The 222-nt window shown below is 56.3% G+C and carries 1 pseudogene; it reads right to left on the bottom strand.

From position 1 onward, the window contains the following. Positions 1-222 (bottom strand): annotated as a pseudogene (locus AF337_RS32820) (RNA-binding protein); the annotation flags it as partial.

Here is a 222-nt window from a genome sequence, read left to right as displayed (position 1 = left end):
AGCGCCAGTAGGGGTTGATCGCCGGTGTCTGCTCGGTAATCACGTAGTGGCGCGGTGGCTTTTCATAGACCGAGGCCGAAGAGATGAAGATGTACTGGCCACAGTGCCCCGCAAACACATCGATATCGCGCGCGATCTGATCGGGTGTAAAGGCAATGAACTGGCAGACAACGTCATAATTGGCTTTGGACAAGTCCACATAGGCGGGTGCCGCGAGATCGC

It is taken from the genome of Rhizobium ecuadorense, assembly GCF_001187535.1.
Taxonomy (GTDB): Bacteria; Pseudomonadota; Alphaproteobacteria; order Rhizobiales; family Rhizobiaceae; genus Rhizobium; species Rhizobium ecuadorense.
This window is presented reverse-complemented; position numbering and strand designations above follow the sequence as displayed.